Origin of the sequence: uncultured Altibacter sp. (assembly GCF_963972995.1) — a bacterium.
GTDB lineage: Bacteria > Bacteroidota > Bacteroidia > Flavobacteriales > Flavobacteriaceae > Altibacter.
This window is the reverse complement of sequence record NZ_CAXAXI010000010.1, coordinates 40,304-60,253: the sequence shown is the minus strand read 5'-3', so window position 1 is coordinate 60,253 and position 19,950 is coordinate 40,304. Positions and strand designations below refer to the sequence as shown.

At 41.9% G+C, this 19,950-nt stretch carries 18 protein-coding genes; 16 read left to right on the top strand and 2 right to left on the bottom strand.

Annotated features, from left to right (window positions below; translation table 11 throughout):
• Window positions 1–12: 12 nt before the first annotated feature.
• Window positions 13–3,684 (top strand): phosphoesterase, encoded by a 3,672-nt coding sequence (locus AACZ11_RS06080; protein WP_290628636.1) that lies wholly within the window; start codon window positions 13–15, stop codon window positions 3,682–3,684.
• On the opposite strand, the gene AACZ11_RS06075 is transcribed toward AACZ11_RS06080, so the two are convergent.
• On the bottom strand, window positions 3,674–4,534 hold the full coding sequence (locus AACZ11_RS06075) for a hypothetical protein (RefSeq protein ID WP_290628637.1): 861 nt from the start codon (window positions 4,532–4,534) through the stop codon (window positions 3,674–3,676). The genes AACZ11_RS06080 and AACZ11_RS06075 overlap by 11 nt on opposite strands.
• Window positions 4,535–4,579: 45 nt before the next feature.
• Window positions 4,580–5,071 (bottom strand): DNA starvation/stationary phase protection protein, encoded by a 492-nt coding sequence (locus tag AACZ11_RS06070; protein WP_290628638.1) that lies wholly within the window; start codon window positions 5,069–5,071, stop codon window positions 4,580–4,582.
• Between the two features lie 204 nt (window positions 5,072–5,275).
• On the opposite strand from AACZ11_RS06070, the gene cysQ reads away from it, so the two are divergent.
• From cysQ to AACZ11_RS05995, 15 genes are read left to right on the top strand one after another with little or no spacing between them, the layout of a single operon-like run.
• A complete protein-coding gene (gene cysQ / locus AACZ11_RS06065; protein ID WP_290628639.1) occupies window positions 5,276–6,067 on the top strand; it encodes a 3'(2'),5'-bisphosphate nucleotidase CysQ in 792 nt (263 codons plus the stop codon).
• Complete coding sequence (locus AACZ11_RS06060; RefSeq protein ID WP_290628640.1) at window positions 6,067–6,492, top strand: DUF2061 domain-containing protein; 426 nt, start codon at window positions 6,067–6,069, stop codon at window positions 6,490–6,492. The genes cysQ and AACZ11_RS06060 overlap by 1 nt, the downstream gene beginning before the upstream one ends.
• A 5-nt stretch (window positions 6,493–6,497) precedes the next feature.
• On the top strand, window positions 6,498–7,088 hold the full coding sequence (cysC, locus tag AACZ11_RS06055; protein WP_290628641.1) for an adenylyl-sulfate kinase: 591 nt from the start codon (window positions 6,498–6,500) through the stop codon (window positions 7,086–7,088).
• Entirely contained in the window at window positions 7,088–7,993 is a 906-nt protein-coding gene (gene cysD, locus AACZ11_RS06050) for a sulfate adenylyltransferase subunit CysD (protein WP_290628642.1), read from the top strand. Before cysC ends, cysD begins: the two co-directional genes overlap by 1 nt.
• 22 nt (window positions 7,994–8,015) lie before the next feature.
• Window positions 8,016–9,272 (top strand): GTP-binding protein, encoded by a 1,257-nt coding sequence (locus AACZ11_RS06045; protein ID WP_290628643.1) that lies wholly within the window; start codon window positions 8,016–8,018, stop codon window positions 9,270–9,272.
• Between the two features lie 55 nt (window positions 9,273–9,327).
• Window positions 9,328–10,752: an oligosaccharide flippase family protein gene (locus tag AACZ11_RS06040; protein WP_290628644.1), complete on the top strand. Its 1,425-nt coding sequence runs from the start codon at window positions 9,328–9,330 to the stop codon at window positions 10,750–10,752.
• Window positions 10,749–11,834, top strand: coding sequence for a polysaccharide pyruvyl transferase family protein (locus AACZ11_RS06035; protein WP_290628645.1), 1,086 nt, complete (start codon window positions 10,749–10,751; stop codon window positions 11,832–11,834). Before AACZ11_RS06040 ends, AACZ11_RS06035 begins: the two co-directional genes overlap by 4 nt.
• A complete protein-coding gene (locus tag AACZ11_RS06030) occupies window positions 11,831–12,982 on the top strand; it encodes a glycosyltransferase (RefSeq protein ID WP_290628646.1) in 1,152 nt (383 codons plus the stop codon). The genes AACZ11_RS06035 and AACZ11_RS06030 overlap by 4 nt, the downstream gene beginning before the upstream one ends.
• Window positions 12,983–13,014: 32 nt before the next feature.
• A complete protein-coding gene (locus AACZ11_RS06025) occupies window positions 13,015–14,112 on the top strand; it encodes a polysaccharide pyruvyl transferase family protein (protein WP_290628647.1) in 1,098 nt (365 codons plus the stop codon).
• Complete coding sequence (locus AACZ11_RS06020; RefSeq protein WP_290628648.1) at window positions 14,109–15,041, top strand: glycosyltransferase family 2 protein; 933 nt, start codon at window positions 14,109–14,111, stop codon at window positions 15,039–15,041. Before AACZ11_RS06025 ends, AACZ11_RS06020 begins: the two co-directional genes overlap by 4 nt.
• Window positions 15,031–15,921, top strand: a complete 891-nt coding sequence (locus AACZ11_RS06015) for a sulfotransferase (protein ID WP_290628649.1) — start codon at window positions 15,031–15,033, stop codon at window positions 15,919–15,921. The genes AACZ11_RS06020 and AACZ11_RS06015 overlap by 11 nt, the downstream gene beginning before the upstream one ends.
• Window positions 15,909–17,087, top strand: a complete 1,179-nt coding sequence (locus AACZ11_RS06010) for a hypothetical protein (protein ID WP_290628650.1) — start codon at window positions 15,909–15,911, stop codon at window positions 17,085–17,087. Before AACZ11_RS06015 ends, AACZ11_RS06010 begins: the two co-directional genes overlap by 13 nt.
• Entirely contained in the window at window positions 17,084–18,178 is a 1,095-nt protein-coding gene (locus tag AACZ11_RS06005; protein ID WP_290628651.1) for a glycosyltransferase, read from the top strand. The genes AACZ11_RS06010 and AACZ11_RS06005 overlap by 4 nt, the downstream gene beginning before the upstream one ends.
• On the top strand, window positions 18,160–19,320 hold the full coding sequence (locus AACZ11_RS06000; RefSeq protein ID WP_290628652.1) for a glycosyltransferase family 4 protein: 1,161 nt from the start codon (window positions 18,160–18,162) through the stop codon (window positions 19,318–19,320). Before AACZ11_RS06005 ends, AACZ11_RS06000 begins: the two co-directional genes overlap by 19 nt.
• A gap of 12 nt (window positions 19,321–19,332) precedes the next feature.
• Window positions 19,333–19,947 carry a sugar transferase gene (locus AACZ11_RS05995; RefSeq protein WP_290628653.1) on the top strand — a complete coding sequence of 205 codons (615 nt, stop codon included), beginning with the start codon at window positions 19,333–19,335 and terminating at the stop codon, window positions 19,945–19,947.
• Window positions 19,948–19,950: the final 3 nt, after the last annotated feature.

Below are 19,950 nucleotides of genomic sequence, written 5' to 3'. Positions count from 1 at the left end.
TAATGTATAGCTATGATGCGATGTTGTATCCTTTTACTTTTTAGTATGATTCTTATCGCTTCCTGTACCACTTCAGGTACGGTGATCGATAGGAATGCTTCAGAAGTGTGGCAAGACGATAAGGATACCGTATCGGTAAAGGCGACATTCATTATAACCGGAAACGCGTCCGGCTTTAATAGTGATAAAGTATTATCAGCCATAAAAGAAACGATTGTTGCAACGCCTTCAGAAAAGCGTTACATCCTGTTTGTGGGAGACAATATACGTGGGGATAGCGAAGCTAAAATTAAAGAGAATCTGGATAAGCAAATTGCCGTATCAAAAGCCAGCAAAGCCAAAGCTTTCTTTGTTCCCGGTAAATACGAATGGGAATTCGATGGAACGAAAGGCTTGGAGGTTATGGAGGATTATTTGGAAAAAGCCCTTGAAACCGATGAGGTCCTAACACCCAATAATGGTTGTCCGCTGGAAAGTATCGAGATATCAGAGTCCATTCAACTTCTCGTCATGGACAGTCAGTGGTATCTGGAAAATTGGGACAAGCATCCGGGTATGAATGATAAGTGTGAGATCAAAACACGGGAGAAGCTGCTTTTAGAGATTGAAGGAGAATTAAAGGATCATGCCAATAAACTGGTGCTGTTTGCGATCCATCATCCGTTGTATACTAATGGTTTTTATGGGGGACGGTTTTCGGCTCGCGATCATCTGTTTCCGTTTCAAGGAAATATCCCGCTTCCGGGTGTGGGTACTTTAGTAGCACAAATTAGATCGCAAGGCGGACCCTCTATGCAGGATCGGTTTAACCTTCGGTATAGGGAGATGGTTGATGCCTTGCTTCCATTGCTCACGGAAAACGATCAACGTATCTTAGTGTTTTCGGGACACGAGAAAAACCTCCAGTATATAGAAAAAGGAGCCATACGCCAAATTATTTCAGGTGCCGGAAATGATACCAGACCTGTTGGGATTAGTGATAACGGATTATTTTCTCACGGAGGACAAGGGTTCACCGAAGTGGCAATTTTTGAAGATGGTAGTGCTTGGGCTACCTTCTTTGGTGTAAATGCCGAAGGGAAAGTTAGTGAACTCTTTCAGAAGAAGGTCATTACAGCACCTATCCCTCCAAAGCTGGATCATCTCCCCACAAATTTTCCTAAAACAATGAAAGCTTCGGTCTACGATCTGGATCTGGTAGATCGTTCCGATTTCTTTAAGTCGTTTTGGGGCAATCACTATCGCGCGGTGTATGGAACCAAGGTTGAAGCCAAGGTCGCGGTATTGGATACGCTTTACGGAGGGCTTACTATCGAGCGACCCGGAGGCGGACACCAAACAAAGTCGTTACGACTGTTGACCAAAGAAGGGAAAGAGTACAATATGCGTGCCTTGAAGAAAAGTGCCACTCAATTTCTAAAGAGTACTACGTTTAAGGGGATAGACGGAGAGAAGTATTTTTCTGAAACCGTTACCGAAGAACTGATCTTGGATTTCTATACAGCGGCACACCCCTATGCGGCATTTGCCATCCCAACGCTCGCTAAGGCGGCCGGAGTGTACTACACTACGCCTGAATTATTTTATGTACCGCAACAAAAAGCGCTAGGCAAATACAATGAGGAATACGGCGACCAACTATACATGATCGTTGAAAAACCCTCTGATGAGTACACTGACAAGAAGAATTTTGGCTATCCGGATGATGTTGAAAGTACCGATGATCTCTTAAATAAACTTAGAGAAGACGAAGATTATATTTTAGATGAAGAGGCCTACATTCGGGCACGTATCTTCGACATGCTTATAGGCGACTGGGACCGTCATAGCGACCAGTGGCGATGGGCCGTTTTTGAAAATGAAGGAGGCAAGACCGCTTTCGTTCCAATCCCTCGGGATCGAGATCAGGTATTTGCCAATTTTGATGGAAGTTTTTTGAATGTACTGCGCAAACTCATGGGAGGTGTCAATCAGCTTGGGGTTTATGGACCGGACATTCACGATGTGAAATGGTTTAATGTGGCGGGCTCCAAACTTGACAGAGCTTTGGTAAAACGCAGCGCCAGAGAAGTATGGCTAGAGCAGGCTAAAATCCTGCAGGCCGCCATCAACGAACAGATTGTCGATCAAGCCTTTAACGCACTTCCTAAAGAGGTGCAAGACAGTACCGTCGTCGAGATCAAATCCCATCTGCTGGCACGTAAGGACAATTTGGTCTCCATCGTTGATCGTTATTATTCTGCTTTCATTAGGTTTCAAATGATCACCGGAACCGACAAAGACGATTACTTTGAAATTACCCGACTCCCGAATGGGGTGACCCGTATTGTAGGATACAGGATCAAAGATGGGGAGAAAGGAGATTTGTTGTTCGATAGAACTTTTAATAGTCGGGAGACTGAAGAAATTTGGCTTTACGGTTTGGATGATGACGACGTATTTACGGTCACCGGAGAGGGAGATCATCCGGTATTGCTTCGCATTATCGGCGGGCAGGAAAAGGATCGCTACAACATACAGAACGGAAAAAGAATCAAGGTATACGATCGCCGGTCTATGGACCATGAGATCGTGAATAAAGGAGGAGCGCAATTTCGGTTTACAAACTTTTATGAAGCGAATTTGTACGATTACCAAAAGAAACCATCATCAGGGGGCAGCATAGGCTTATTTACAGGCTACAATCCCGATACCGGGCTCTCTGTAACAGCCCAATTCGAGAAGACCGTAAATCAATTTATTGCAAATCCGTACGGTCGAAAATTCAACCTAAGCGCCGAATACCACTTTTTGACCCAAGGATTAGATATTAAATTCGCCAAGCGGTATGCTGCGGCAGTGGGTTCATTCAACATGCTGCTACAAGGACGTGCAACATCCAAAAATTATACTCAAAACTTCTTTGGCTTCGGAAATGAGACCCGCAATGATGAAGAAACTTTAGGAATTGATTTCAACAGGGTAAACCTTAGTTGGTACGAAGGAGGAATTGGTCTCGAGACTGCTTCAGAGTACGGAAGTTTTTTTCAAATTGGTTTGAACCTTCAAGCGGTAGATGAAATTCGTAATGGGGTTAATTTCTTCGACCAGAACTTTTCCGAAGCATTTGGTGCACGCTCTTATTTCTTGAAACCCTCATTGACGTATCGCTATAAGAACTTTAACGATCTCTATTTTCCAACTAAAGGAATGCTGTTTCAAATTGAAGGGGGTGCCATTGAAGCATTGGATTCAGAAACTATAAGCGCTTTTGTAGATACCGGCATCACGTTTTACAATTCACTGTTAAGTAATAATAGGTTGGTGTTAAAGACCGAAGCAAAGAGCTATATCACTTTTGGAGATCGCCCTGAGTTCTATCAATCCGCTCAATTAGGGGCTGCACGCGGATTGCGATCGTATCGCAATCAAAGGTTTACGGGTGATAAAGACCTATTGGGAAGTGCAGATCTCTATTACAGTTTTGAAGAACTTAAGACCTTTCTCTTTCCATTGGCGATCAATGTTTTTGCGGGATACGACATAGGCAGGGTTTGGGTCTCAGGTGAAGATTCCCAACAATGGCACCAGTCGTATGGCGGCGGAGTGCTACTGAAATGGACCGATGCGATCTTGGGTAATGTAAGTGCATTCCATGGGGCTGAAGGTTTACGTATAGCCTATGGTTTCGGGCTTAGTTTTTAAGAGATAATTCGTAGAGATTTCCTCCCTCATATCCATTGCGTTCATCGGCTATATACAAAGTATTGGCATCCTTAAAACTCACGCTTTCCTTTTGTGATTTATGACCTATTTTTATCTTCTCCACAGTTCCTTCAAAGAAGCGATCTTCAGGGTAGTCCTTGAAGATAAACACTTTGTTATAGGTAAGAAGTGCTATAGTACCGTTTTTATGATCGATAGCTGCACCAGTCACATCACAATCTGAAGGATCCTTACAAGTTTGGAAAGAACTGATTAATTTGGCTTCAAAAGTACCGGCCTGCGCAGGAAGTTTATACAACTTTGTCGTGCCATCAAAACTAGCACTACGGTTTCTGGTAAACAAGTAAAAATGCGCATTAAAATAGATAAAAGCCTCTATGTCGAAGTTGCGCTCGCTCTTCTTTGGAGGAAATTCAGTTTGATCTTCCAAGGAGAATGCCGTCCTTGTGGCAGTGGTTCTGTCGTCTTGGATAGCAACAACATTTGGTACCGTGTAGATAGCTAGGTTTTGGCGCGCATTATTGTTATTGCCAAAATCACCTATATAAAGCGTTCCTTTTTCATCAGCCGCAAGATCTTCCCAGTCATGATTCTTGGCATTTTCGATCTTGATGGTTCTCTTAACGGCTTCTGTAGCGGGGTCGACACCAAAAACGGCACGCGCATTTCCTGCATCGGCCACCATCCAGACTAGCTCACTATCGGGAAGATATTCAATTCCGCTCACTTCATCCAACGCTAGGGGTAAGGAGGCAAGGATTTTTAGCTTTCCAAAGTCTTGACAGCTTATCGAAACACAAATAAAACAAAAGAGCAGAAACTTTTTCATAATAAAAAGTCTGCCCGAAGGCAGACTTTGTGGTTTTAGTAAAGGTTATGCTGTGGGATGCGTATCGTTTGTTTTCATAGACCAAGCATCTAGCATCCAACTAGTCTTTTCCAGATCGGCAATATACGATCCAATGAGGTCTATGGTTCCCTCATCGCCCGCAGCGTCTGCCTTTTCGATCACCTTTCGCATTTGCTGAATTATGGTGCCATGGTCATTAAGAAGGGTCTTCACCATTTGCACATCGTCGATGGTAGAAGAAGATTCTTTTAAATTGGATTTTTCTAAATAGTCTGAAAAATTACTCACAGGCTGAAACCGTAAGGTAAGAATACGTTCTGCGATCTCATCGATCTTGAGTTTAGCATCGTCGTACATTTCTTCAAACTTTATATGAAGATCAAAAAAGTTTTTTCCAACAACGTTCCAATGAAAATTTCGCAATTTTTGATAGTACACGTGGTAATCGGCTAATAAGATATTGAGTTCTTGTGCCGTTTTGGTGATTTTAGTCTTATCCAGGTTCAAGTAATTCATAGATTTTAATTTTTTGGTTCTTTCAAAAGTACGAGCAAAGCAAGGGAGTGCCAATTTTTGAGCGCTGTTTAATGTTTTTTTAACGCTGAAATTCTGCATTTTAAGAAATTGTAAAGAATACATTTTAATGAGGGTTATCCGGTAATCGCCAAGTATCTTTCTTGTAATTATTGTACCTTTGGCGCTTCAAATAGCTCCCAATCTATGAAACCCTATTTAACCTTGGCCATACAGGCTGCATTGGACGCAGGTGAAAAGATCTTAAGTGTGTATGAAACCGGTTTTGACATCGAGACCAAGGACGACAATTCACCACTAACTACCGCCGATACATTGGCCAACGATGCCATTATGCGCTACCTCAGGCAAACGGATATACCCATTATAAGTGAAGAGAACAAACGCATTGCTTATTCAGAACGAAAAAACTGGACACGCTGCTGGATCGTGGATCCGCTGGACGGAACGAAAGAGTTTATTAAACGGAATGGCGAATTTACGGTGAACATTGCCTTAATTGAGGATAATGCACCCCTATTGGGTGTTATTTATGTCCCGGTAAGCAAAATACTTTATTTTACGTCACAGGACGGTACCAAGGCATATAAGATCGAATTAGCTTCGGAAACGGTTTCCGTAGATGATATCTTCGCAAATGCTTCGGAAATACAACCCGATACAAAAGGGGGGTCTCCGGTAAGGATCGCAGGGAGTCGTTCTCATTTAAATGAGGATACCAAGGCATTTATTTCAGAAATAGAGAAAGAGAATTTGGTTGAAATCGTTTCTAAAGGAAGTTCTTTAAAATTTTGTTTGGTGGCTGAAGGGGCTGCCCATGTGTACCCGCGGTTTGCACCTACCATGGAATGGGATACGGCTGCAGGTCAGGCTATTTGTGAAGCAGTGAAGATCAAGGTTCTGGATAACGATACTCAAAAACCGTTGCGCTATAACAAGGAGAATTTATTGAATCCTTACTTTTTGGTAACTGCCTAATGAAAGACACATCCTATAAAAGGCACATCGCCAAGACCATCACTTGGCGTATTGTTGGAACCGTTGATACTATTCTGCTTTCTTGGTTGATCACGGGAGATCCTTTATTGGGGTTGCAAATTGGTCTAGCTGAGGTCATCACCAAAATGATCCTCTACTTTATCCATGAACGGGTTTGGTTTAGAGTGAACCTATCGAAGAATGGTAAGGTACTGGAAAGTAGAAAACGACACATAGCCAAGACATTCACATGGCGCGGTCTGGGGACTTTGGATACAATGATCATATCGTGGATCATTTCGGGGAATCCGTTTACCGGACTGAAAATTGGATTCGCAGAGTTGATCACAAAGATGATTTTATATTATCTTCACGAAAGAGTTTGGTATCGAACGGATTACGGATTAAAAGCACGCAAATACTAACAGCAATGAAGCATATCGTCCCGCATGATTTTTCAGTAAAAAAAGAACAAAGAAACCGCCTTAACGGTCACGGAAGCTTCTTGATATGGTTTACAGGCTTGTCCGGTTCCGGAAAATCTACAATAGCCAATGCCGTAGAAGCACAACTTCTAGAACGGGGCATTCATACCTATACCTTGGATGGCGATAATGTGCGAAAAGGACTCAATACCAACCTATCCTTTACACCCGAAGACCGTACCGAAAATATTCGAAGAATAGCAGAGGTTTCGCACCTGATGATCGATGCCGGATTGGTAGTATTGGCGGCGTTTGTATCGCCCTATGCAAAGGATCGAGAAGCAATCCAAAAGATCGTAGGATATACCAATTACATTGAAGTATTTGTCAATACACCCTTAGAAGAGTGTGAGCGCCGGGATGTAAAGGGTTTATATGCCAAAGCGCGGGCCGGCGAGATAAAGAATTTTACAGGGATAGATGCGCCATACGAAGCTCCGGTAGCACCCCATGTGCAGATAGACACCATGAAGGTTACGGTGGCGAATGCCGTAGAACAAATTTTAAAAGCGATAGAAAGTAAACTTAACATATAATGAGCAGGTATTATTTGAACTATTTGGACGAATTGGAGTCTGAAGCAATTTTTATATTACGCGAAGTATGGGCTCAATTTCAAAATCCGGTGATTCTATTCTCCGGAGGGAAGGATTCCATTGTAGTTACCCACTTGGCTAAGAAAGCCTTTTATCCGTCACGTATTCCATTCCCACTTATGCACGTGGATACCGGGCATAATTTTCCTGAAACCATTCGGTTTCGGGATGATCTCATCAATGAACTTGAGGCTCAATTGATTGTAGGTTCCGTACAGGAATCTATCGATCAGGGACGGGTAGCGGAAGAACGGGGTAAGAACGCTACCAGGAATGCCTTACAGATCACAACCTTGTTAGATGCTATAGAGATGCACAAGGTAGATTGTGCCATAGGGGGCGGAAGACGTGATGAAGAAAAAGCAAGAGCTAAAGAACGCTTTTTTTCGCATCGTGATGATTTTGGACAATGGGATCCTAAGAACCAACGACCCGAATTATGGAACCTGCTCAACGGAAAACATTTTGAAGGAGAGCACTTCAGAGCATTTCCAATAAGCAACTGGACCGAGATGGACGTGTGGAACTACATTCTTAGAGAAAACATCAAGATTCCATCGTTGTACTTTGCACATGAGCGCGAGGTAGTATGGCGAAGCAATTCTTGGATACCCGTATCCGAGCATTTGAAACTAGAGGATGGAGAAAAGGTTCTCACAAAGAAGATTCGTTTTAGAACTTTGGGTGACATCACCATAACAGGGGGCATTGAAAGTGAAGCAGACACACTGGAAAAGATCGTTACAGAAGTGGCTGCTATGAAGCAAACCGAACGAGGTAACCGAAGTGACGATAAGCGCAGTGAAACTGCCATGGAAGACAGAAAGCGACAAGGTTATTTTTAAGATAATTAGTAAAGAACCCAATATGAAAATTGATAATAATCAGCTACTACGATTTACGACGGCCGGAAGTGTGGACGACGGTAAGAGCACACTCATTGGTCGACTACTTTACGATAGTAAAGCCATTTTTGAGGATCAGTTGGCCGCTGTAGAAACGACTAGCAAGAAAAAAGGACACGCCGGAGTAGACCTGGCACTTTTTACAGACGGACTTAGAGATGAAAGAGAACAAGGGATTACAATAGATGTTGCCTACCGCTATTTTACCACGCCAAAGCGAAAATTCATTATCGCAGACACACCCGGGCACATTCAATATACCCGGAATATGGTTACCGGTGCATCTACTGCCAACGCCGCCCTCATTTTGATTGATGCAAGGAACGGAGTGATCGAACAAACAAAGCGACATGCATTTATTGCTTCCTTACTTCAAATACCTCACCTTATTGTGTGTATCAATAAAATGGATCTCGTTGATTATTCAGAGCAAGTATACAATGATATTATTATTCAGTTCGAGGAATTTTCATCAAAACTCTATACCAAGGATATTCAATTCCTGCCCATTAGTGCTTTAGATGGCGATAATGTGGTAAATCGCTCTACACGTATGGACTGGTACCAAGGGGCACCGCTGCTTCATACATTGGAACACATGCATATAAGCAGTGATATCAACAAAATTGATGCGCGCTTTCCGGTGCAAACGGTAATTAGACCACAACGCGACGAATTTATAGATTACAGAGGATACGCCGGTAGGGTAGCCAGCGGTATATTTAGACCCGGGGATGCGATCACCGTACTACCTTCAGGCTTCACTTCAAAAATCAAATCCATCGATACACTGGAGGGCACTCTGGAGGAAGCTTTCGCCCCTATGTCTGCCGCCATAACCTTAGAAGATGATATTGACGTAAGCAGAGGTGACATGATCGTCAAGACCAATAACAAACCAACACCTACGCAAGAGTTCGATGCCATGTTGTGTTGGCTTCATAATGATGCGGCAAGACCTCGCGCCAAATACACCATCTTACATACCTCGAACGAACAAAAAGCCATGATCAAAGAAGTTCTTTACAAGATTGATATCAATACCTATTCGCGTGAAGAAGAGAATAAGGAATTGGGCATGAACGACATTGCGCGTATCAAGGTTCGTACCACCAGACCTCTCATGATCGACGAGTACAGAGACAACAGGATAACAGGTAGCTTTATCCTGATAGATGATGCCACGCATGAAACCGTCGCCGCAGGAATGATACTGTAAGAGTTTCAGAATAGAATAGCGATAGTATAGCTATCGAGACCGTTTAAAATTGTACATGGGACAAGGAAAGAGCATTCTAAAGAACACATTGATCTATGCTATAGGGAACTTTGGTTCCAAGGCTCTTACATTTTTATTGCTTCCGTTATACTCCTTCTATCTTACCAAAGATGAATTTGGAACCTACGATCTTATCATCGTTTCTATAAATCTCCTTGCTCCCATCATTACCTTGCAAACCTCAGAAGCAATCTATCGCTGGCTGTTGGAGGCTAAAGATGATACCGGTAAGCAAGCAAGGATTATTTTCCACGGTTTGACCATAATAACAGCGATTGCAGCAGTCTTCTTTGTGGTCTATTATGTACTTACCTTTTTCATCGACTTCCGATACACCGGGTATTTTGCAGGCATGCTCCTACTAAGCTGCTACTTGCCCTTCCTTCAAAAGATTTTAAGAGGGTTGGGGAAAACAAAGGTGTTTGCAGCTTCGGGAATTCTATATACCGTATCATTTCTAGGGTGTACGATCCTTTTTCTAGCTGTATTGAAAATGGGATTGGAGAGTTTGCTCCTAGCATCTATTATCTCGGGATTGGTGACCATCACCTTTGTTATATATAATCTTTCGTGGAAAGGGGTGTTTTCTAACAATCGCTTCAATAAGTCCGAAATGCGCGAAATGATAGGCTACTCGCTACCGTTAGTGCCAAATGCGGTGAGTTGGTGGCTCATTAACGCTGCAGATAAATATTTGATCGTCCTCATCTTAAATATCCAAGCCAACGGTATCTACGCCGTATCTACCAGATTTCCGGCCGTGGTAACCCTGGTGAATTCTATCTTTCTGTTAGCGTGGCAGGATCACGGCATAAGTGTGAAGGAGGATAAAGAGAATACCGCTTTTTTTTCGAAACTTTTCGATAAGTTCATCACCTTAGAACTTACGCTGGTCATTTTCTTGATCTCTATTTCGTATTATTTGGTTCGGTATCTTATCGACCCGGTCTACTTGGAAGCATGGAAATATTTGCCATTTCTATTCATTGGTGTGGCTTTTCAAGCATTTGCATCTTACGTAGGCGTGGGATATCAACGCGCCAAACGTACCAAGCATATTTTCACAACATCGTTGGCCGGTGGGATCGTAAACATTGCAATTAGTTTGTTACTCTTAAAGCATATCGGTCTTTATGCGCCGGCAGTGGGAACATTTTTCAGTTTTTTAGTGATGTATATATTACGAAAGGTACAAACCGATCACTTCTTTAAAATTGAAGTTAATAACATAAAACTCGTTTCGCTAACTTGTGTAGCGATCGTATTTGCCTTTTTAACGCAGCTCACAAATTTTTATCTTGATCTCTTTTTAATCGGGAGTTCTTTGTTTGGATTGATATTCCTGAACAAAAAGCTGTTCCACGATCTGTTCTATCTTACAAAGAAGCAGTTGACAAACCTTAAAAATAATAATGGATGAAACAGAAAAAGGCGCTAGTGATCAATGAAGGTTTTAGTGATAATTTGGGGGATCAAGCAATTAGAGAGGCGATGATCGCCATGTTATCAGACCGTGATTTCGAGACCGAATTCCTTTACCTATCCAAACCTTCCGTACGATCTTTGCCTTCATACGCTTACTCAAAAGCTATCGTTAAAAAAAGAAAACGAAACTCGTTATGGAGTCAGATTAAAGGGGTGTTGTATGTTCAATATTGGTCTATAAAACATAAAAAACAAATTCAATCCATTCTTACAAAGCACTCTTTCGATCTCATTGTAATTGGAGGTGGACAACTTATAAATAGCGCAGGGACGAGGGCCCCCAGCGGATTTGCTATCGCAATTAATGCAGTGTCGTATCTCATCAAAAAACACACCAAGGCGCCCATCCACTTAATTGGTGTAGGGTTCTCAGGAAATTACAATAAATTGGAGCGAACGTTATATCAAAAAGGAATGGATCGCGTGGACAGCATCTATGTGCGTGACTCTTTTTCTAAAAAGATCTGCAAAGAAATTTTTAAACGAGATTCCATTGTGATTCCGGATGTTGCATTTTATACTTCGGAAAAGGTAACAGCTCCAAATAAAGTAAAAAAAGACCTAGCCTTAATAGGGATTACTAATTTTACTGAAGTGTTCAAAAAATATAACGATGATGCATCTTTCACTAAAGCAGATTACTTTGAAGCTTTGTATAAGGTTTCTAAAGAGTATCGCGCCAAATCATTGGAAGTGTTACTCTTTTACACTACATTAACTGATGCTTCCGAATGTAGAGAATTTCAAACCTTTGTAAAGAAAGAATATAATGTGCAACTCTCAATAGCGTCTATAGCTTCCTTACAAGATTTAAAACGGTATTTAGAAAGCGCATCGCATGTCTATTCTGCTCGCATGCATGCTCTTATTTTGGGAATAAAGGAACACTGTGAAGTACAGCCTTTTTTAATTTCACAAAAACTTCGTTCGTTTAATGAAGCATATATACAGCGCTCCGAACCTGTTTCAGAATATGGAAAAAGAATTGTCTCAAACCTAGAACCACTATTGGAATGAGAAAACCGGCAATAGTATCCATTATTCCTACACTGTATGAAGGCGGTGCTCAAAAGTTTGCGGCCGACCTTAGCTTCGGACTCTCCAAAGAATTCGATCATAGTTTTGCCTGTTACAATTCCAGCGAACACGAATATGATCATGCGGGTTGCGTTATCGATCTTAATATTCCCGAACGACAAGATATTTTTGGAAAGCTACGCAGACAGTGGCAACTATTACAGGCGTTTAAAAAACTAAAGCGTCAAACACGACCCGACGTATCTATAAGTCATTTACTTATGCCCAACATGCTCAATGTATGGAGCCAAAACAAGGAAGTAACCCTTTGTGTACTTCACGGTGAGTGGAGTGTGAGAACGGGGAGATCAAGATGGCTCGATCTGTTGGTAGGGAGATCGTATAGGAAAGCAGATTGTATTGTTTCTGTTTCGCATTATATAAAAGAGATGTTCGATGCGCAATACAAGCTACCCAATCGGCATCATGTCATTTATGCCGGTATCGACATTGGCTCGGTGATACAAAAGACCTTGGAGCCAAAACCTCTTGGACTTCCTGAAACCTATGTGGTATATGTGGCAGGATTCCGCCCGGTAAAGAATCACCTCCAACTCATTACACACCTGGAAGAATACCTGAAATCTAACCATAAACATCTGGTCCTTGTGGGTGATGGTCCGCTACGCCCCGAGATCGAGACGCTGATTAGAAGTAGGGGACTCACTTCCCACGTAGTGTTAATGGGCAATCTAACGAATCCGTATCCTGTGATCGCTAACGCTAAAGCCTCCCTGATGGTCTCTTCTTCCGAATCATTCAGCTTAGTGGTGGTTGAATCGATGGCATTAGGTGTTCCTGTGATTGCAACCGACTGTGGCGGACCTAGAGAAATACTCTTGCCGAATAGGAAACAAGAAGTGATACTTCCCTTTCAAAATGAAAACGGAGTCCTTATACCTAAACCTAACGAATGGACGAGCGATACCTTGCCAAGACAATTGGATATGCTTTTTTCGAAAGAAGAGGTATGGCAGCGTCTTTCAGAGAACGGAAAAGAACGGGCTAAGCATTTCAGTATGGAACGCAGTGAAAAGGCATACAGAAAATTGATCCATGATATAATCGCAAAACCAAGATCGATATAGTGCCGCAAACAAGAAAAATAGGGATATTTACGATGCCATTAGGGACCAACTATGGCGGAATTCTTCAGGCAATGGCGCTTATGGAGTTCTTAAAGGCGCAGGGATACGATCCGTTACTCCTGGATAGGAGGTATCCAAGTTCTATAGGGCTTCGCCTTCTGAAAACTGCGTTGGAACGGACAGCCTTTTTTGATTATAAAGGTGTGGGAGCCCGCAAAAAAGCGGCACTTGCCATCGAGCGATTCCTGAAAGAATTCATCCCTCAAAGAACGCGACCAATCTATACTGAAGCCCAATTGCAAAGAGTTGTCGATAAGGTGCTTTTACATGCGGTTATCGTTGGCAGTGATCAAGTGTGGCGCATGGAATACATGCAGACGATATGGAGGAATGCGTTTTTAAATTTCATTGATGATCCTTCGGTTAGGAAGATTGCTTACGCAGCTTCCTTCGGTACGGCACAATGGGAGCATCCTCAACATTCAAAAGAGATCACAAAATTGTTAGGTTCCTTTTCGGCGGTCTCGGTTCGGGAATCGAGCGGTATTCGTATGTGTTCCGAAAATTTTAAATGTAGCACTGCAACCCACGTTTTAGATCCAACCATGCTCGTGGATGAAACATACTATTTCCAATTCTTTGATAGGGATACTGAAGTAACACCCAACAAAGGGATCTTCACGTATGTGTTGGACGATGAAAATGATTGGGTTACCTTACTTTCTAAGGTAGAAAAGGAACGTAAGGAAAGTGTGTATAGGATGCGGGGATATACCGCTAACAGAGAAAAAGATGCCGGTGTACTTAAACCCACCCCGGGCGAATGGCTGAAGCATTTGTATAACGCCAACTTCGTTATTACCGATTCCTATCACGGCATGTTATTTTCCATTATATTTAAGAAGCAGTTTATTGCCATTGCAAATAAGAAACGAGGAGCTGAACGCTTCATTTCCTTACTAAAGGAACTGGGTCTCGAGGAACGACTGGTCAAAAGTCCCGCAGACATTGATTCGGGGATATGTGCTAGAGCTATCGATTATGCGACAGTGGATACGAAGCTTGCAACATGGCGGGAAGCGTCCAAAGACTTTCTATTACATTCATTGGATCATAAGCGTACGAAATGATATCGGTAGTCATTCCATTATACAATAAAGAGGCCTATATCGCAGAAGCGATCACGTCGGTATTGCAGCAATCGTACAGGGACTTCCAACTTATTGTCATCGATGACGGAAGCACAGATAGATCGTTGGAGGTCGCTTCGGGTTTTTTAGACAACCGACTTACATTGATCTCCATACCGAATCAAGGCGTTTCTGTAGCAAGAAACAAAGGTATCGGAGCAGCATCTTTTGAATGGATTGCCTTTCTCGATGCAGATGATTGGTGGGCACCCGATTTTCTGAAAGAAATAGTGAAGTGCATTGAAGCATATCCGCAGCACAAACTGTTCGCATCAGGCAGAAGCCACGTTTTTAGCGATCACGTTATGCGCTATGACAATCCGTATCTTCCTGAAGACGGTGAGGTAGCGATCCTTAATTACTTTAAGGTGATTAGTAAGTACCTGCCGCTTATCAACTCTTCTAATGCGGTGATTTCAAAAACGCACTTGCTCGCCTGCGGATGCTTCAAAGAGCAACAAAAGAAGCATGAGGATCACGATCTTTGGATTCGTCTTAGCAAAGGAGAAGATGTGGTCTTCAGTAATAGAAATCTGTCTTTCTATAGAAATTCCGGAAGTGGCGGAGCATCAAAGGCGTATTATCATCCTTCCGATTTCAAATTGTTCTTAAAGACCTTACTGAATACAAAGCAAGAACTTTCAGCAAAAGAAAAGACGTATTTTGTGAAGTATTGTAATCGTTTCGTGCTGCTTACCTATATTAAGAATTACGGCTCCTATACCAGAGCCCAAGATCGCGAAGTGTATAAAGTGGCTAAGAAATTGGTAACGGGGTGGCAAAAGCAACTGTTGTGGATGTTGTTTCTAGTCCCCTACAAAAGAACTTATCCATTCTTTAAACTTTTTAAAAAGCGCCATGGAAAATAAGGCGAATTTATTTATTGTTGGCGCTATGAAAGCGGGTACAACCTCCTTTATCGAGACGCTATCAACGCATCCGGAGATCTACGTGTCACCGGTAAAAGAACCGCACTATTTTGTAAAGGAATTGCCGCGGGAACTGTACCAAGACTCTCGCTTTTTTGACCTTGACAAATATTTGGACCATCAATTCCCCGAACCCCTTCACATTACCAAGATCAAAACCGAAGCACAATACGCGCGACTGTTTTCGTTGGCTCAAAAAGAAACTTACAAAGCCGAAGCCAGTACCGCCTATCTGCATGCGCCGGAAGCTGCCCGATTAATTCATGCATACAATGCAGAGGCACGCATTATTATGATATTGAGAGATCCGCTTAAACGTGCTTTTTCACATTACAAGATGAACCTTAGTCTTGGAAAGGAAAAAAGAACCTTCGAAAAAGCAATGCAAAATGATCTTGAGAAATATGACAATGACACATTACATTGGCATAGTTATCTGGGAATGAGTTGCTACGACCATGCTGTGAAACGGTTCGAGAAGTATTTCAGTCATATTCATATCATCCGTTTTGAGGATCTTATGAAACACCCTGAAAGCGTCTTCAGTGCCTTGGAAAACTTCTTAGGCATTGCACCGTTTACTAGAATTGCAACAGAACATAAGAATGAAAGTAAGGCGTTGCGGTTTCAAAAACTTTTTTATGTGCTGAAGCAATTTGGATTAAAGGATTATTTCTCCAAGATTTTTAGTGCTACCTTTAGACAATGGTTGTTTCGCAAGGTGACTAAGAATAAAAAGCAAGAAATGGTTTTAACAGAAACTACTACATTGAGGTTAGTGGAAGTATTTAAAAAAGAATCACAACAATGGTCCTCTTAGATATTTGTATTTGCACCATTATATTCCTGGTGGGTGTAAACCTTAAGAATTTCTTTTCCGGGTTTTCAAACATCGAAAAGCGATGGCTCACCGGCTTGTTCTTCTTCCATTTTTTTATTGCTGTAGTATTTCACTTTTACATTGCGACCAATGGTGGGGATGCCATTAAATACTGGATGCTACCCAAGAACGGTACGTTCGACGACGTGTGGTTTTTGGTCGTGAATCAGCGTGCTTCCAGTTTTATCTACTTTTTCAATTACTTCCCATCGAATGTACTGGACCTTAGTATGTTCACAGGAAATATGTTATATGCATTGGTGGGCTACACGGCTTTTATATATTGGTTCAAGATATTTAAATCGTTATTTCCCAACGGTGTTATTTTAAACGGTCTGACTTTGTTCAGGGTGCCTTTATTCCCCCTATTGTTGTTCCTTCCTAATTTACATTTCTGGTCATCGGGAATTGGAAAAGACGCTATTCTTTTTTTCTGCATCAGTATCTTTCTGTACGCATTATTGGATATTAAAAAACGCTTGGGACTAATGGGGGTGAGTATACTGTTGTCACTCCTCATAAGGCCGCACATCACACTGTTTCTATTATTGGCCTTTAGTTTGGGGTATTTGATCGACGGAAGATTGAAAGTGTACCAGAAAATAGCGGTATTCTTGGTTTTGGCTATTGGATTTGCCTCTATTTTTAACTATGTAGTACAATTTATCCAACTGGAAAGCCTGGAGGTAAGCAGTGTGGAGGAATTCGCAAGTACTCGGGTTTCTAATCTTAGTGAACAACGCACGGAGTCTGGGGTAGATATCTCTGCCTACCCCTTCCCATTGAAGGTGTTTACTTTTCTATACCGCCCATTGTTCTTCGATATTATTGGAGTTTTTGCCATCTTGTCTTCGTTCGAAAATGTAATACTGCTTCTTTTTACTGTGACTGTTTTGGTAAACAAACCTATCATTGCCTTCAGAAAGGGGAGCTATATTCTCAAAGGGGCCATCATTTTTTTTATCATGGGATCGGTCTCTTTTTCATTAATCCTTGGAAATCTGGGCATTATGCTTCGCCAAAAGAATATGTTTATTCCGGGGTTTCTTCTCTTCGGAATCTGGGTGCTTTATTATCGTAAATTACATAAGCTTCAAAGTGTATGAGAGTGCTACAGGTGATCAATAGTTTAGATACGGGCGGGGCAGAGAAGTTATTGCTGGAAACCATTCCTAAATATCGCAATAAGGGGATAACCATGGACTTGCTTTTGCTCAATGGAGCACCCCATCCTTTCTTGCAAGAGTTTAGAAAAGTTTGTGATGCAAAGGTAATTCTGCTGGGAATGGGATCTGTGTACAATCCTTGTTTAATTCTGAAACTGAAACGCTATCTAAAGAACTATGATGTAATACATGTTCATTTATTTCCGGCATTGTATTGGGTGGCTTTAGCGAAAATAGTAACTCGGTCTCAAACTCCGCTTATCTTTACAGAACACAATACAACAAACAAACGACGTAGCCATTTTTTACTCAAACATATTGACAAAGTAATATACCGCAAATACACCAAAATAATTACCATTGCTCCAGAGGTAGATCGATTGCTTAAGGCATATCTTGGTGGACTTGATTCAAAATTTCATCTAATCCCTAATGGCGTGGATGTTGAAAAGATTCATAGAACAGAACCTGCCAATCGAAATGAGTTTACCGCGGCACTTTCAACTCGCATTTTAGTACAAGTGGCCAGTTTTACCCCTCAAAAGGACCAGAAAACACTTATTGAGGCACTGCGACTCCTCAAGACGCCGGTGAAGTTACTTTTGGTCGGACAAGGACCTTTACAAACCGAATGCAAAGATTTGGTCAAGAAACTGAAGCTGCAGGAAAAGGTTCAATTTCTTGGGCAGCGAATGGATGTGCCGGCACTCTTAAAAATGGCCGATATTATCGTACTGTCTACCCATTATGAAGGTCTTTCTCTTTCAAGCATGGAAGCCTTGGCATCGGGAAAACCGTTTGTAGCTTCAAATGCTCCGGGCCTGGGCGGGGTGGTGGAAGGCGCAGGCGTCCTCTTTCCCACAGGAGACGCAGTGCAACTCGCCAGAGAAATAGAACAGTTGCTTTCAGATTCGAAGCATTATGACAGAATTGCGAATCTTGGTTTTGAAAGGGCAAAGCATTACTCACAAGAAAAAATGATCGAAAAACATAGAAACGTGTACAATCAATTATGCCAAAGCAAAAGCTAATTCGTATCACCACAGTGCCATTGTCGCTGGAGAAACTATTAGAAGGCCAACTTGCTTTCATGAGCGAACATTTCCAGGTGATCGCTGTTTCATCCGATAAGGAACGATTGGAACGGTATGGTAAAAAAGAAGGCGTGGCGGTGTTCCACTTGGAGCTTACACGAAAGATCACACCTTTCAAGGATCTGCGTGCGGTGTATAAACTTTATAGGTTTTTAAAAAAAGAGAAACCGCTCATTGTGCATACACACACGCCCAAAGCTGGTACCGTGGGTATGTTGGCTGCATGGTTGGCCAAAGTTCCGCTGCGACTTCATACGGTAGCCGGTCTACCTCTAATGGAAGCTTCGGGTTTTAAACGTTTTGTGCTCAACACCGTAGAAAAATGGACCTATGCTTGGGCGACACATGTGTACCCTAATTCGCATGGACTGTATGATTTTATTCTTTCTGAAAGGTTTACAAGGCCATACAAGCTGAAGGTACTTGGAAACGGTAGCTCCAATGGTATTGACCTTTCGTATTTCGATCCGAACCTCTTTCCGAAGCAATCGAACCTACTATGTAAGGAACAGTTGGGCATCCCGGAAACGAACACCGTTTTCCTTTTCGTGGGGCGAGTCGTTAAAGACAAAGGTATTACCGAATTGATAGATGCGTTCATACGGTTACATAAAGAGCATAACAGTTGTACATTATTGCTTGTAGGACCGCTCGAAGCAGAGTTAGACCCATTGCCGATGCAAACATCCCGGTATATAGAGAACCACCCCAATATTGTATCGGTGGGCTATCAGCAGGATGTGCGTCCTTATTTTGCTATTAGTGATCTCTTGGTATTCCCTAGCTACCGTGAAGGGTTTCCTAATGTAGTACTGCAGGCTAATGCAATGAGATTGCCGGCTATTGTGACTAATATCAACGGTTGTAATGAGATCATTACACACGGGTATAACGGAATCATAATTCCGGTGAAAGATACAGACAGTGTGTATCATGCCATGAAAAAGCTTAAAAACGATAAAGTACTGTACGATCAACTAACCTTACACGCTCGTAACGAGATTGTTGAGAAATACGACCGAAATGAAATTCGTAACGCTTTATTAACAGAATATCGTGCTCTTCAAGCAAAGCTTTAATACCTTTGCAACGTGTATAAGAACCTTGTTAAAGTAATATTGGATTGGGTAGTGGCATTGGCACTATTTTTAGTGTTAACTCCTGTGTTTCTTTTGCTTACGGTGCTTTTGGCATTCGTAAATGCAGGGAGTCCATTCTTTCTGCAAAAACGACCCGGATTGCATGAACGTCTTTTTACAATTGTGAAATTCAAGACCATGAATGATAAAATGGACTCAAATGGCCAATTATTACCCGATGAGAAGCGAATAACCGCTATTGGGAAAATAGTAAGAAAGACCTCTCTCGACGAGATCCCGCAATTAATCAACGTTATAAAAGGTGATATGAGTCTGGTAGGACCTAGACCCTTGTTGCCTCAATACATTCCATTGTACAACGATTTTCAACGATTACGTCACAACGTAAAACCGGGAATTACTGGGTACGCTCAAGTCAATGGCAGGAATGCGATAGGTTGGCACGATAAATTTAAGTTGGACGTGTACTATGTGCAAAATCAAAGTTTTGCCTTAGACTTAAAGATCCTTTTTCAAACTCTATTTAAAGTCATGGCTTCTGAAGGTATTAGCGATGGAAGAACGCAAACAGTAACTTATTTTACAGGAAATGACAATAAAGAATAGACT

Excerpts from the sequence above, each read along its gene's own strand:
- AACZ11_RS06080 (WP_290628636.1), top strand. The coding sequence starts at position 13 with ATGATGCGATGTTGTATCCTTTTACTTTTTAGTATGATTCTTATCGCT.
- AACZ11_RS06075 (WP_290628637.1), bottom strand. The coding sequence starts at position 4,534 with ATGAAAAAGTTTCTGCTCTTTTGTTTTATTTGTGTTTCGATAAGCTGT.
- AACZ11_RS06070 (WP_290628638.1), bottom strand. The coding sequence starts at position 5,071 with ATGAATTACTTGAACCTGGATAAGACTAAAATCACCAAAACGGCACAA.
- cysQ (WP_290628639.1), top strand. The coding sequence starts at position 5,276 with ATGAAACCCTATTTAACCTTGGCCATACAGGCTGCATTGGACGCAGGT.
- AACZ11_RS06060 (WP_290628640.1), top strand. The coding sequence starts at position 6,067 with ATGAAAGACACATCCTATAAAAGGCACATCGCCAAGACCATCACTTGG.
- cysC (WP_290628641.1), top strand. The coding sequence starts at position 6,498 with ATGAAGCATATCGTCCCGCATGATTTTTCAGTAAAAAAAGAACAAAGA.
- cysD (WP_290628642.1), top strand. The coding sequence starts at position 7,088 with ATGAGCAGGTATTATTTGAACTATTTGGACGAATTGGAGTCTGAAGCA.
- AACZ11_RS06045 (WP_290628643.1), top strand. The coding sequence starts at position 8,016 with ATGAAAATTGATAATAATCAGCTACTACGATTTACGACGGCCGGAAGT.
- AACZ11_RS06040 (WP_290628644.1), top strand. The coding sequence starts at position 9,328 with ATGGGACAAGGAAAGAGCATTCTAAAGAACACATTGATCTATGCTATA.
- AACZ11_RS06035 (WP_290628645.1), top strand. The coding sequence starts at position 10,749 with ATGAAACAGAAAAAGGCGCTAGTGATCAATGAAGGTTTTAGTGATAAT.
- AACZ11_RS06030 (WP_290628646.1), top strand. The coding sequence starts at position 11,831 with ATGAGAAAACCGGCAATAGTATCCATTATTCCTACACTGTATGAAGGC.
- AACZ11_RS06025 (WP_290628647.1), top strand. The coding sequence starts at position 13,015 with ATGCCATTAGGGACCAACTATGGCGGAATTCTTCAGGCAATGGCGCTT.
- AACZ11_RS06020 (WP_290628648.1), top strand. The coding sequence starts at position 14,109 with ATGATATCGGTAGTCATTCCATTATACAATAAAGAGGCCTATATCGCA.
- AACZ11_RS06015 (WP_290628649.1), top strand. The coding sequence starts at position 15,031 with ATGGAAAATAAGGCGAATTTATTTATTGTTGGCGCTATGAAAGCGGGT.
- AACZ11_RS06010 (WP_290628650.1), top strand. The coding sequence starts at position 15,909 with ATGGTCCTCTTAGATATTTGTATTTGCACCATTATATTCCTGGTGGGT.
- AACZ11_RS06005 (WP_290628651.1), top strand. The coding sequence starts at position 17,084 with ATGAGAGTGCTACAGGTGATCAATAGTTTAGATACGGGCGGGGCAGAG.
- AACZ11_RS06000 (WP_290628652.1), top strand. The coding sequence starts at position 18,160 with ATGCCAAAGCAAAAGCTAATTCGTATCACCACAGTGCCATTGTCGCTG.